This window comes from Alteromonas sp. KUL49 (genome assembly GCF_006538345.1).
GTDB lineage: Bacteria > Pseudomonadota > Gammaproteobacteria > Enterobacterales > Alteromonadaceae > Alteromonas.
In genome coordinates this window covers 444,313-457,621 of sequence record NZ_BJKL01000003.1, presented here as the reverse complement: position 1 = coordinate 457,621, position 13,309 = coordinate 444,313, and the positions used below count along the sequence as shown (strand labels likewise).

The following is a 13,309-nucleotide window of genomic DNA, read 5'->3' as shown; positions in this document are numbered from 1 at the left end:
CATTAGGTTAATGTGGTCGGAGGAGATGACCAATTTGGTGCTTTGTACGTTGACGTTATACGAAGCACCAAGAGTGAGTTAAGCTAGGGTGTCGCCGCAAGATTCTCGGATGATGACCTCAGCAGGCATTAGGTAATCGTTAACTTTTTCGTTGTTTATTGCTTTTATCAATGTCGTCACGAGCAACTCGCCCGCGAGCTTGGTATTTTGACTCACTGTAGTGAGGGGCGGTGTTGTGAATGCCGACACCGCAATGTTGTCGTAACCCACAACGGCAATATCGTTTGGCACCACTAATTTCGTCTCTCTGAGCGCGCCGAGCACACCCATAGCAATTGAGTCAGAGGCGCACACAATGGCGTCAGGCAATTCTTTTTGCGAGAGTATTTTATCAATGGCCTCACGACCTGATTCTTCGGTAGAAAATGCGTCAAATTGCGTGACGTATTCCGTTTGGCCGTATTTGTCTAACGCATCTTTGTAGCCTTTATAGCGCGCCATAAACTCTGGAGCATGTGCTCCTGAATCTCCCACAAAAGCAAATCGCTTGCGACCTACACGGACAAGGTGCTCAGTAATGCTAAATCCACCTTGATAATTATCACAACCGACACTTACGCCCGGATGCTCCTCGTCAGGCGCGCCCCAGCGAACAAAATGAGTACCTTGCTCTTCGAGTTGTGCAACTTTGGTTTGGTAGTCAGTGTAATCTCCATAACCAAGCAGGATAATGCCGTCGGCCTTATTTGAGTCTTCATATTCGGCATGCCAGTCGTCGTCTAAATTTTGAAAAGACACCAAGAGGTCGTATCCAGCGTTTGCGCAAGCGCGAGTGATGCTGCCTAACATAGACAAGAAAAACGGATTGATCATTGAGTCGTCAGACGTTGGATCCTCAAAAAGGAGTAGGGCAATCGTACTGCTTTTTTGTTTGCGTAAGTTACTCGCGTTTTTGTCGACTTTGTAATTAAGCTCTCTGGCTATCCGCTGAACTCTTTCACGGGTTTCCTGATTAACCAAATGGCTATTGTTCAGAGCGCGAGATACTGTAGATTGAGATACACCAGCGAGATGCGCAATATCAAATGAAGTTGCTTTTTCTTTCATAGACACCTTATTACAGTGACTTATACGGCAATTAACATTAAGACTATCACATTTTGGTTGACCAGCGTCGGTGATTAAAAAAATTTACTGGTTTAGTGTTGTTAATTTAACCGAGTAGAATCAATGACAGTAATTAATCATGGTTGTCTGTTTTGAGTCAATGTTATACTCACTCAAATAATAGTAAAACTTCTTTTAAGGGGAACGAGCAAATGGCCGAGACTGAGCATCGTCCGACCAATTTCATCCGCCAAATTATAGATGGCGATTTGGCGAGTGGATTACACAATACGGTTAAAACCCGTTTTCCACCTGAACCAAATGGTTTTTTACACATTGGCCATGCTAAGTCTATCTGCTTGAATTTCGGTATTGCTCAAGATTATACCGGCACGTGTAATTTGCGCTTTGACGACACCAACCCAGCAAAAGAAGACATTTCCTTTGTCAACGCGATAAAAGAAGATGTGTCTTGGTTGGGATTCGCTTGGGACGGTGAGGAACGTTACTCTTCAAACTATTTCGATCAGCTGCACGGTTATGCTGTAGAGCTTATTGAAAAAGGTTTAGCTTATGTGGATTTTTCCACTCAAGAAGAAATGCGTGAAATGCGAGGTACGCTTAAAGCTCCAGGCACCAATAGCCCTTACCGCGATACTGACATCGACACCAATAAGCGTGAATTTGAGAAAATGACGGCGGGCGAATACGACGAAGGCCAATGCTGTTTGCGTGCTAAAATCGATATGGCGTCCTCGTTCATGTGTATGCGCGACCCAGTAATCTATCGCGTAAAACACGCGCATCATCACCAAACGGGTGACAAATGGTGTGTGTACCCAATGTATGACTTTACTCATTGTATCTCTGATGCCATTGAGGGGATTTCTCACTCTCTGTGTACATTAGAGTTTCAGGACAATCGTCGTTTGTACGACTGGGTGATCGAAAACATTTCTATTGAGTGTACCCCTCGTCAGTACGAATTCTCACGCTTAAATCTTGAATACACGGTGTTAAGCAAACGTCGACTTATTCAATTAGTTGAAGAGAACCACGTTGAAGGGTGGGATGATCCGCGCATGCCGACCATTGCGGGCTTACGTCGTCGCGGTTATACACCGGGCTCTATTCGCGAGTTCTGTACTCGTATTGGTGTAACTAAAATGGATAACATGGTTGAGATGTCCATGTTAGAGGCATGTATACGCGATGACTTAAACGTCAACGCACCACGTGCGATGGCTGTGTTAGACCCAATTAAATTGGTTATCGAAAACCTTCCTGAGGGTGAGTCTATTACTATTGAAGCTCCCAATCACCCTAATGACGAATCTATGGGGACACGTACATTGTCATTTGGACGTGAAATTTGGATCGAAGCGGAGGATTTCAGGGAGTCAGCGAACAAGAAGTTCAAACGACTTGTGCTTGATAAAGAAGTGCGTCTACGTAACGCATTTGTAGTCAAAGCGCTTCGCGCCGAAAAAGATGCGAATGACAAAGTTACTACCGTATATTGTTCGTATGATCCAGATACTTTGGGTAAAGATCCAGCTGATGGACGAAAAGTAAAAGGCGTAATCCATTGGGTTGATGGTGCAACAGGCGCACCCGCACAGTTTAGACTTTACGACCGTTTATTCAATGTACCTAATCCCGCAGCAGAAGAGAGCTTTACGGATGCCATCAATCCAGCGTCACTCGAAGTGAAAGAGGGGTGGGTTGAACCGGGCTTAGATAACCGCATTCCAAAAATTGGTGCGTGGCAATTTGAACGTACGGGCTATTTTTGTTTGGACAAGCATTCAACGTCCGATGCGCTAGTGTTCAATCGCACGGTAGGTCTACGTGATACATGGGCGAAAATTGAAGGTTAGTTCGCTTTAATCGATTAGGAAAAGCCATGGCATGCCATGGCTTTTTTGTTTGGTTCAGCGTGTATTTTAAAATCAGCAACGCTGGATTTACCTATTTTGGCTGACAGTCCAACGATTCACCGTTTACTGTGACGCTGTCATTGCCCATAAGGTAAAGATACATTGGCATGATATCCTCTGGTGTCTTCAGTGTTTCTGGGTTTTCTGCGGGAAAAGCTTGCGCACGCATATTGGTGCGAGTACCACCAGGGTTAATACAATTAAAACGTAATCCTGTGTTTTTATACTCATCTGCAAGAGTCTGCATCACTCCCTCAGTAGCGAATTTAGAAACTGCATACGTGCCCCAGAAAGCACGCCCTTTTCTACCCACGCTACTCGTAGTGAAAATCACCGACGCATTGTCGGCTTTCTTAAGTACGGGAATCAGTGCCTGTGTCATGAACACGCACCCGTTCACATTGACTTGCATCACGTCACGCCATTCTTCTTCGCCGATATCTTTGAATGCACTGAGGTGTCCGAGAATAGAAGCATTGTGAAGAACGCCATCCAGCTTTCCAAATTGCTCACTGATGGTTTGCGCCATCTGCTCGTAATGGGCAGGTGTAGCGCCCTTTAGGTCTAGGGGAATGATAGCGGGTTCTTCGCCACCATTGGCAACTATGTAGTCATACACTTTTTCAAGCTTACTTACCGTTCTGCCCAGAAGTATGCAGGTAGCACCATGTTTGGCATATGTTTTTGCTGCCTGTTCACCAATACCATCGCCAGCGCCAGTGATCAAAACAACACGGCCTTTAAGTAAGTCATTGGGTGCTTGATAATTATTCATCTGATTCCTAATTGTTATAGCGGAAAACCTAACTTATTCGTCTTGGTTTGACGGTAGCGGGATCATACTCAGACAGGCCGTAAAGTAAAACCTCAAAGGCTGAAAAAATCAAAACGTAAAAAAGTTAACAAATAGGGTTAACAAAACTTTGCAAAGTTGAAACAAAGTCAATAAGATTGAGACAGATACAACTGGTCTAACTTGTTTAAAACGCCTACTGCTTGCCAAAAAGGGTATCATTACCAAGTATCTACATTGGGTAGAGCGTGTTTTAGACGCAGAATAACAATATTGCTTGTAGGGAGTAACAATGAGAAAACTCATATTAAGTACCAGTGTCGCCCTCGCACTGGGTCTATCAGGCTGTGGTGGCTCAAACGAAACCCTGTCTGATATTGAATCAGAAACTGAAGTCCAAACTCCTTTTTCTCGAATCGTTTTTGATCCGGCGGCAGGTAACCTTAATGTTCCTAACGACTTACTTATGCTACCTGGTGACGATGGCTTCTTCGATTACACCTTAAATATACCGGTAGCTGATCCGACCGATTTTGCCGATCCACAAAATGCATTAAATGTGTTGGATGGTTGGTCTACACAACATCCATTTGTTATTGATGTTCAAACACCTGTGGGCGTTTCATTAGACGAATCTTCACTTTCTGCGGGCGTTTTGTTGTTCGAAGCGACTTTGGGCTTAGACCAGAGTGATGCAGATTGTGCGCAAATCTCTACGCCTTCTGCTGGATGTAAGATTGGTGATCAGCTTCAGTATGGCGCCGACTATGTTCTTTCGCTTGCTGATTCAGACACCATCACATTTGTTCCGTTGAAGCCACTGAAACCAGCACATGGTTACATGTTGGTAATGACCACGGACCTGAAAGATTCTTCAGGTAAGTCGGTTCAAGGTTCGACAACGTGGGATTCGGTTCGCCAGGATATCAACACCTTCCCACTGTCTAGTGAAGCACAGCTATCATTACAAGGCTTAGTAAATTCATTGGTTAACCCAGTAATGTCGGTGGGTTTTGCGCGTGAAGAGATTACCTATGTTTCAGCGTTTACAACCCAGTCTACATCCACTGCATTAGAGTCTATCAAAGCGCTAATGGTGAGTGAGTTTGCCGCGCGCGCCGCTGCTGGTGATCCAACTGCTGCAACCGCACTTCCAATTATTACGGTAAGTGACGTTGATGTGGCACCTACGGCAATGGAAGCACTGGGCTTGGTTAGCGCTGATACGGTAGATGGCGCGGTACAGCTTGGTATTGCTGGGCTACCAGCAGAAGCTGCACCTTTAGTTCCGTTGATTGAAGCGACCGATTTCAGCATGTTACAAACCTGTGCTGGACTGGCGGGTACGGCTACAGGACAACTGGCAGGCGTATGGGGCGCGGTAAATGATTTCGCGGTTGGTGTTTCTACTGCAATCCTTCAACAGGCAGGACCTTTCTGTGCAGCTCAACGTTTTGAAGGCAACGTTTCGCTACCTTATTTCTTGGGCGTTCCGAGTGCGGACAACCCATTAGCACCGGTAAATACCTTCTGGGAAGCGGCATGTGACAGTGGTATTGTGTTGGCAGGTACCCCAGCTGAAGTACTTGCGGTAGCAACTCCAGGTCCAAACTACGAAATGTGTACTGCACTGGGTTTAGCGGATTTGCGTGTTAACGGTGAAAAGCTTGATAGCGCGCGAAATATCACTAAGTTCAACCCAATCCCACAAATGAACGGTGGCAACATGGGTACTGAACTTCTTGACGTTCAGGTGACTGTACCTGACCCAGCGATTGCCACTGCGCTTGGCTTCCCAATTAGTAAACCGGAAGCAGGCTGGCCAGTCGCTATTCTGGCTCACGGTATTACAAGTCAAAAAGAAGCTATGTTAGCTATCACTGGCGCCTTATCATTGGCCGGTATTGCAACGGTGGCTATTGACCAACCACTGCACGGTAGCCGTGGTTTCGATTTGAACGGAGACGGTGTAGACGATCTCAATGCAACGTCAGTCAGTGCTACTCACTACATGAACTTGGCTAGCCTACCAACGGCTCGTGATAACCTTCGTCAGAGTGTATCTGATTTATTGGGCCTTCGCTTGGGTCTCAACGCTGTTGTAGATACCACCGCAGGGCAGGGGGTTGATTTCGACTTGTCTCGCGTATCTGTAATGGGCGTATCGTTAGGTGCTATCACAGGTGGTAATTTTGCAGCGGTTGCTAACACCACTATGGGTGGACAGCTAGCAGCTCTCGACGGAATGTTTGCTATTAAGCAGGCCTCTTTGGAGTCACCTGGAGGCGGTTTAGCCCAGTTCCTTCTTGAATCACCGGCGTTTGGACCGTTAATTCAAGGTTTACTGCTGTCCGAAGCGTCTCCTGAGTTTGGTGCTTTGCTTACACAGCTATACGGAACCACTGATGTTACTGAAGCCCAGTTAGTTCAGGCGGTTGCGACCTTCATGGGTGCGCTAGAGGGTGATGCACTGGCTGCGGTTAACGCAGTATTTGCAGAGTTTGCTTTTGCTGCTCAAACAGTGATGGATTCAGGTGATCCGACAAACTACGCGCAAACACTGGGAGCTTCTACCCCCGTACACATGTTGACTGTTGTAGGCGATGGTACTGATGAAAATCTACCAGACCAAGTTATTCCAGTATCAACGGCGCTACCATTGTCTGGACAGTTACCGCTTGCATCGACTATAGGCTTGTCTCAAGTATCTACGACGCAAATGGGTACAGACCCACTAAGTGGCCTAGTGTTGTTCACCAGTGGTGCTCACGCATCTAGCTTAAACCCAGCACCAAGTGCCGAAGTTACGCTAGAAATGCAATCACAGGTTGCGGGCTATATTAGTACAGATGCAACAGTACTACCAATCACCAATGAGAGCGTAGTTGCTAATTAATTCAGCAACTTAAGCTCATTTAGACGACAAAAGCCGGCACTTGCCGGCTTTTTTGTACATTTAATCCAATCTAATTTGAATCCTCGACAATGTTAATGTAGTGTTAAATGGTCGGATGTGTTGTTACAGAATAACAACAATTGAAAAATAACACGTGAACTTAATGACGAGGAATTCTACGTGATAAACAAACTCCTTCCTTTTAATCCTATTCGAAGTGCTATTGCTGTCAGTTTATCTTTGGCGCTAATAGGCTGTGGAGATAATCAAAATACGTTTGATAACGTGGCTCCGCCAGAGGCGCCTGCTCCAGACCCAGTACCACCAGTAGTCGAAACTATCCAAGCTTTTGATACTGATGGTTCATTAGACGCGACAATACGATGGACAACGTATGGTGTTCCTCACGTATCTGCAGATAATCTTGAGAGTATGTCATACGGTGTAGGTTACGCCTTCGCTAAGGACAATATGTGTATCTTGGCAGATCAAATCGTTAAATATAATTCAGAGCGAGCGAAGTATTTCGGACCTGATGAAGTTTTGGGCTCAGGTGACACGCAAAATGTGATTAGCGATTTTGGCTTCTTGACCATCGGTATTCGAGAAATCGCAGAGAAGAATTATGCATCACTTTCGGCTAATAGCCGTGCCATGTATCAAGGTTATACGGCGGGATACAATCGTTATATCAATGAAACGCCAGTAGACGAGCAAGATCCAGCGTGTGCAGGTCAGCCATGGGTACAAGATATCGATAGCATCGATTTATTTAATTATGCCTTAGGCGTAGCGCTTCTTCCCGGTGCTGCCAATTTCTTGGGGCCAATGTTTTTAGCTGCGCCAGAGGGCAAAGATTACCTACCACAAATCGTTGCCAGCGACACCCAAGTTACTATGGATATGAAGCCGTCAATTGCCATGCCAGAGCTTAATCCGCTAGATTTAGGGTCAAACGGTTGGGGCTTAGGTAGCGATAAAACGGCCAACGGCAAGGGCATGGTACTGGGCAATCCACACTTCCCACACACAGGTAATCTGCGCTTTTGGCAATTCCACGCACAAGTACCCGGTCATTTGAATGTGCTTGGTGGTTCACTTATGGGCTTACCGGGAGCGGTTAATATTGGATTCAATGAAAACGTGGCGTGGACACATACCTTCTCAACGGCTGAGCACTTTGTGGTGTATCAATTGAGTCTTGATGAAACTGATACCTCTGGATTGACACATTCTGTTGATGGTTCTCCGCGTATTATTTACGAAAAACCTATGCAAATTGAAGTAGCCGTAGGGCCAGGTCAAACGGTAACTATGGCTAAAACGGGCTATTACACTAACTATGGTCCAATGATAGAGGTTCCAGGATCATTCGACTGGAATTCAGCGAATGCCTTTGCGATTAAAGATGCTAACCTTGCGAACTTTGACGTCGTTGATCATTGGTTGGCCATGAATATGGCTGGAAATATGGAAGAATTCAAACAGGCGTTCAAAGATTACGATGGCGTAATTTTTAACAATACGATGGCGGCTTCTGCTGACGGTGAGGTTTTCTATATTGATGATTCTACCGTTCCACATCTCACTGATTTTGCGATCAATGAACTGACTACTAATCCGTTATTGATTGGGACAAAAGCTGCTGCTGGATTTACCGTACTACCGGGTTTTGCTTCCGTGTTCGATTTCAATGGACCTGTGCCTTACGAAAAAGCACCTAAATATGAAGGTACAGACTCAGTACAAAACTCTAATGATAGCTTTTGGCTAACTAACTTATCGTCACCGATAACTGGAGTTTCACCACTCTATGGTCAGGTGGGTAACCAACAAAGCCTTCGTTCGAGAATGGGGCAACAGTTTATTGAGAATGAGGCAGGCAGTGACGGTGTATTTACTCCTGAAGAGGTTGAAGGTTTACTCATCAACAATCGCAGCTACCTCGCGGATGCAGTGCTAAGTGATCTTCTGGCATTGTGTGAATCTCAGGGCGATACGCCAGTGGATATTGGTTCTGCAACGGTGGATGTTTCTGATGCTTGTACGGCGTTGGGGTCTTGGGACGGAGCTATGAACCCGGACAGTGTTGGTGGACACGTGTTCCGTGAGTTTGCCTTCCAGTTTAATAAAAACCCTCAGTGGGAAGTTCCCTACAATGTGGAGGAACCAGTAACAACACCAAGAGGTTTGGTATCTAATGATGAGACACTGGCACAGTTTGCTCGTGCGGTAGACGTGCTAAATCAAGCTGGTGTGGCTCCTGATGCCGAGTTTGGAGATGTGCAATTTATCGAGCGCAGCCTACCTAATGGTATGGCGTCTGGCGTAAGGATCCCATGGGGTGGTGCACACAATATTGAAGGTGGTTTCAACGTATTTAATATTGTGACGGGAAACAACGGTACACTCATGCCTCGTCATACCTATGCGCCGCTGAACTCAGATACTATTATGAGTGCGGATGCAAAGGGGTATCACATCAACTACGGTAGTAGTTGGATGATGGTTATTAACTTCACCGATGACGGCCCAGAAGGTCGAGGCATATTGACTTACTCACAGTCTCGTAACTATGGAACGGAGCACTTTGATGATCAAACCCGTTTGTATTCCGACCAACCTACACTAAGAGACCTTTACTTCACTGAAGCTGACATTACTGCTAACACAATAGGTACATTAACCCTATCGTCACAGTAACTTAAGGCTGATAGAATAAGCCACCATGAGTCTTAATAGCTCTTGGTGGCTTTTTTATTAAACCACTGCTGGGTTTATTGGGTTAGATATAACGTTCTGAATGTCAGAGCAGTTTAATTAGGAGTTTCACTTGGAGTTTTTGTACGAATACGGCTTGTTTTTGGCCAAAGCACTTACCCTTGTAGTGGCAATTATTGTGGTGCTATCAACAATTGTTGGTTTGGCGGCGAAGCAAAAACCAGGAAAAGGACAGCTAGAAATCGTGTCTTTAACGGCACAAATTAAAGAAATGACTCAATATGCACAACAATTGTTGCTCGACAAGGCGACATTGAAAAAGCGTGCAAAGGACGAAAAGAAGCAGCAAAAACAAGACGCAAAAGCCAAACAAAATGATGAGGACAAAGCACCTCGTTTGTTTGTTATTGATTTCAATGGCTCTATGGATGCAGGCGAAGTTGAGCAACTTCGCGAAGAAATCACCGCCATTTTATTGGTTGCCGACGAAAAAGACGAAGTACTGGTGCGCTTAGAGAGTGGCGGTGGCGTAGTTCACGGTTATGGTTTAGCGGCATCACAACTTCAGCGTATTAAAGCCAAGGGGCTCACATTGACCATCTCAGTAGATAAAGTAGCCGCGAGCGGCGGTTACATGATGGCATGTGTCGCTGATAAAATAGTAGCTTCTCAGTTTGCGTACATTGGCTCAATCGGTGTACTGGCTCAGCTTCCTAACTTTAATAAGCTACTCAAGAAAAATGACATAGAATTCGAACAACACACCGCTGGTGAGTTTAAGCGTACGTTGACAGTTTTTGGCGAAAATAACGACGAAGGACGCGCTAAATTCCAAGAAGAAATCGAAGAGATCCACGTGCTATTTAAAGACCACGTGTCTAGTCAACGTCCAGATATGGATATTGAACGCGTTGCCACCGGCGAGTATTGGCCTGGAATTAAAGCGAAAGAACTGGGTTTAGTTGACGAACTATCAACCTCGGATGATTACATACTTGCTCAATATCCAGCACGTGAGATCTACAGCGTTAAATACGCAGTGAGAAAGAATGTTGCTGAAAAGCTTGGTTTGGCAGCGTCAACGGCTGTTGAAAAGGGTGTAAACACCCTAATGAGTAAAGTGAGATTCTGGTTTTAATATAAGCGATATCAAAGTTTAAACGTTAGATTAAAGATGTACTGAATATGGCAAAAACTACCAAAGCTGATATTTTGGATGCAGCGGAACACTTGTTTTCAAAGCAAGGGTTTACCCAAACTTCCATGCGCGAAATTACTGCTGCAGCCAACGTTAATTTGGCATCGGTTAACTATCATTTTGGTAGTAAAAAAAACCTCATTCAGGCCGTGCTAAAACGTTATTTTGATCTACTGATGCCAGAGGTTAAAACCACACTAAAGAAGCTTCCTTTTAACGATGGAAGCGAGGGTGTCGCTCAACTGTTGCGTGCGCTTATTAAGCCTATGCTTAAGTTGAACCAAATTCAGCCAAACGGTACGGCGACATTTGTCCAATTACTCGGACGTGGCTACAACGAAACCCAAGGACACTTGCGTCGTTTTATCATGACGGATTACGGATCGACGGTAAGAACTTTGGTAAGCGAGATTCAGCGAAGGCTGCCCTCTTTGGCGCAAGAAGAACTGTTTTGGCGATTGCACTTTGCAATGGGAAGTTTTGTATTTTCTATGGCATCTGCACAGGCGCTTACTGAAATTGCAGAGTCAGATTTTGATAAGCATGTAGATATTAACCAAGTCATCAGCCACCTTGTTCCGTTTGTTGCACAAGGCTTAGCTGATGATTTAGTTTTTCCCGCGTCAACTAGCGAGGAAGGGTAGAACCTGCGCTTAGTTGCTCTGCCCAAAAGTCCTTCACTGAAAATCCAGGAGTGGCTTTTTTAACAGCTTTAGCGGCTTTAACTTTGGCTGGTTTACTCGCCTTTTCAGCAGGAGCTTCAACAGATTCACTTGAAGCACCCGACAGGCTATCAGTCATTTCTTGTAGCTGTGCTAAACGAATGTTTTTACCACCATCTACACTGTACCAGCCACTCTTTACTTCAATATCAGGCGCTTTACCATTTGCTTTGGTATATGCCTCTGTGAATGCAGCGATTACTGTGTCTTTGTCTAACTTTGCCATGTATTATTGCTCTTTTTGGTTAAGGTTACCTTGTAGAACAAGACCAACAGCGCAGCGGTACACCCTTTTGTTACTTTGGCAAAGGTTGCCATTTCACGCGTATTGCTGCGAAAATCAGCTATGTTCTGCTAAATCGCGTAGTTTTATAACGTTTTTTGACCAATATGTCTAACTTTCCATCGGAGGCCGTGTGTCTGTTCAGTTAAATTCTCTTGTTTCTTACCTTGACGAACTACTTTCTAGTAATGAAATCAGTGATTATTGCCCAAACGGACTGCAAGTAGAGGGTACCTCAACAGTTAAGAATATAGTCACTGGTGTTACTGCTTCTCAAGCGCTCATTGATACAGCTATTACAATGAAAGCCGACGCTATCCTGGTACATCACGGTTACTTTTGGAAAGGTGAACGGCAACCTATCACAGGTATGAAAAAGACGAGGATCAAAGCATTACTCGACAATGACATCAGCTTGATTGGTTACCATCTTCCGTTGGATGTGCATCCGCAGTTGGGAAACAACGCGCAATTGGGCAAGCTACTCGGTGTAGACAACATTGAACCTGTATCAGGTGTTAAACCCAAAGGTGTATTGATGAGAGGAACACTGGCGGAAGCTTGCACTCATCAAGCGTTTGCGTCACGCATTGAAAATGTACTCGGGCGTGAAGCGTTGGGTGAGTGTGTTAACGACAAACCTATTTCTTCAATTGCATGGTGCACTGGTGGTGGTCAAGGCTTTATCGAGCAGGCAGTAGAAGCGGGGGTTGATGCTTTCGTGACGGGCGAAGTGTCTGAACAAACGATTCATGTAGCAAGAGAATGTGGAATTCACTTTTTTAGCGCAGGCCATCACGCCACCGAGCGCTATGGAGTTAAAGCGCTGGGTGAGCACCTGTCTGAGCACTTGGACGTGAGTGTACAATTTGTTGATATTCCAAACCCTGCGTAGTTATGGCTAACGATAGACATTTTGATGGTATCGCGAATAAATTTGCGAAGAATATTTATGGCACTACCAAAGGAAAGTTGCGTCATACGTTACTGTGCGATGCACTAATCCCCAGTATTGGGGGGTGGGTCGCTTTCAGTAATTGAGATCGGCGGCGGGACCGGAGTAATGTCTGAGTACATTCACAGCATGGGTCACAGGGTTACGCTGACAGACCCCTCTGAGGATGTTCTTGCGTATGCCCGAGATACGTTAGACCCCAGTATAGTCATTCGGCAACAGACGCTACAATTAATCGATGATCTCAACGATTACGATGTAGTCGTTTGTCATGCAGTGCTTGAGTGGCTTGAGAAGCCTTACGACGCCATTACTTCTATGTTCGATCAAATGAAGTCTGGCGCTAAGCTGAGTTTGAGTTTCTTTAACAAAGACGCCGCAATATTCTCAAATGCGGTTTATGGGAATTTCGATTATATTGCTCAAGGCTTGAAAGTTAAGAAGCAAGTCAAACTTAACCCCAACCAACCATTACCCGCAAAACCCGTATTAGCGCATTGTAAAAGTGTTGGCTTTGAGGTGAAACAAGTCACGGGGATCCGCTGTTTTCATGATTATATGAGAGACTTAGAAAAGCAGACCTTACTTTACGATGAACTACTCACCACAGAGCGCAAATACAACACCACCGAGCCGTTTGTTTGGCTTGGCCGATACATGCACTTTTTGCTCGAGAAACCATTAAAATAGAGGG

At 45.1% G+C, this 13,309-nt stretch carries 10 protein-coding genes; 7 read left to right on the top strand and 3 right to left on the bottom strand.

Annotation, left to right across the window (positions count from 1 at the left end; all coding sequences use genetic code 11):
- Nucleotides 1-78: 78 nt before the first annotated feature.
- Nucleotides 79-1,107, bottom strand: a complete 1,029-nt coding sequence (locus EYS00_RS07815; protein WP_130635991.1) for a LacI family DNA-binding transcriptional regulator — start codon at nt 1,105-1,107, stop codon at nt 79-81.
- Between the two features lie 212 nt (nt 1,108-1,319).
- On the opposite strand from EYS00_RS07815, the gene glnS reads away from it, so the two are divergent.
- A complete protein-coding gene (glnS, locus tag EYS00_RS07810; protein WP_130635990.1) occupies nt 1,320-2,987 on the top strand; it encodes a glutamine--tRNA ligase in 1,668 nt (555 codons plus the stop codon).
- 91 nt (nt 2,988-3,078) lie between these two features.
- Here the strand turns inward: glnS and EYS00_RS07805 are convergent, their stop codons facing one another.
- Complete coding sequence (locus tag EYS00_RS07805) at nt 3,079-3,822, bottom strand: YciK family oxidoreductase (protein ID WP_130635989.1); 744 nt, start codon at nt 3,820-3,822, stop codon at nt 3,079-3,081.
- Between the two features lie 310 nt (nt 3,823-4,132).
- Between EYS00_RS07805 and EYS00_RS07800 the strand changes: the two genes are divergently transcribed.
- The 4 genes from EYS00_RS07800 to EYS00_RS07785 all read left to right on the top strand — a co-directional run bounded on the left by EYS00_RS07800 (nt 4,133) and on the right by EYS00_RS07785 (nt 11,299).
- Complete coding sequence (locus EYS00_RS07800) at nt 4,133-6,736, top strand: VolA/Pla-1 family phospholipase (protein WP_130635988.1); 2,604 nt, start codon at nt 4,133-4,135, stop codon at nt 6,734-6,736.
- Between the two features lie 180 nt (nt 6,737-6,916).
- Entirely contained in the window at nt 6,917-9,439 is a 2,523-nt protein-coding gene (locus EYS00_RS07795; protein ID WP_242618695.1) for an acylase, read from the top strand.
- Nucleotides 9,440-9,569: 130 nt separating this feature from the next.
- Nucleotides 9,570-10,595, top strand: coding sequence for a protease SohB (gene sohB / locus EYS00_RS07790; RefSeq protein WP_130635987.1), 1,026 nt, complete (start codon nt 9,570-9,572; stop codon nt 10,593-10,595).
- A gap of 47 nt (nt 10,596-10,642) precedes the next feature.
- Nucleotides 10,643-11,299, top strand: a complete 657-nt coding sequence (locus EYS00_RS07785; protein ID WP_130635986.1) for a TetR/AcrR family transcriptional regulator — start codon at nt 10,643-10,645, stop codon at nt 11,297-11,299.
- Here the strand turns inward: EYS00_RS07785 and EYS00_RS07780 are convergent.
- Nucleotides 11,283-11,603, bottom strand: coding sequence for a hypothetical protein (locus EYS00_RS07780; RefSeq protein ID WP_130635985.1), 321 nt, complete (start codon nt 11,601-11,603; stop codon nt 11,283-11,285). The two genes, EYS00_RS07785 and EYS00_RS07780, sit on opposite strands and share 17 nt — an antisense overlap.
- A gap of 190 nt (nt 11,604-11,793) precedes the next feature.
- Here EYS00_RS07780 and EYS00_RS07775 point away from each other — a divergent pair, with 190 nt between their 5' ends.
- Nucleotides 11,794-12,555: a Nif3-like dinuclear metal center hexameric protein gene (locus tag EYS00_RS07775; protein WP_130635984.1), complete on the top strand. Its 762-nt coding sequence runs from the start codon at nt 11,794-11,796 to the stop codon at nt 12,553-12,555.
- 168 nt (nt 12,556-12,723) lie between these two features.
- Nucleotides 12,724-13,305, top strand: coding sequence for a methyltransferase domain-containing protein (locus tag EYS00_RS07770; protein WP_242618694.1), 582 nt, complete (start codon nt 12,724-12,726; stop codon nt 13,303-13,305).
- Nucleotides 13,306-13,309 lie beyond the last annotated feature (4 nt).

What these genes read in the sequence shown, in the direction of transcription:
- EYS00_RS07815 (WP_130635991.1), bottom strand. Translation starts at nt 1,107, where the DNA reads ATGAAAGAAAAAGCAACTTCATTTGATATTGCGCATCTCGCTGGTGTA.
- glnS (WP_130635990.1), top strand. Translation starts at nt 1,320, where the DNA reads ATGGCCGAGACTGAGCATCGTCCGACCAATTTCATCCGCCAAATTATA.
- EYS00_RS07805 (WP_130635989.1), bottom strand. Translation starts at nt 3,822, where the DNA reads ATGAATAATTATCAAGCACCCAATGACTTACTTAAAGGCCGTGTTGTT.
- EYS00_RS07800 (WP_130635988.1), top strand. Translation starts at nt 4,133, where the DNA reads ATGAGAAAACTCATATTAAGTACCAGTGTCGCCCTCGCACTGGGTCTA.
- EYS00_RS07785 (WP_130635986.1), top strand. Translation starts at nt 10,643, where the DNA reads ATGGCAAAAACTACCAAAGCTGATATTTTGGATGCAGCGGAACACTTG.
- EYS00_RS07780 (WP_130635985.1), bottom strand. Translation starts at nt 11,603, where the DNA reads ATGGCAAAGTTAGACAAAGACACAGTAATCGCTGCATTCACAGAGGCA.
- EYS00_RS07770 (WP_242618694.1), top strand. Translation starts at nt 12,724, where the DNA reads ATGTCTGAGTACATTCACAGCATGGGTCACAGGGTTACGCTGACAGAC.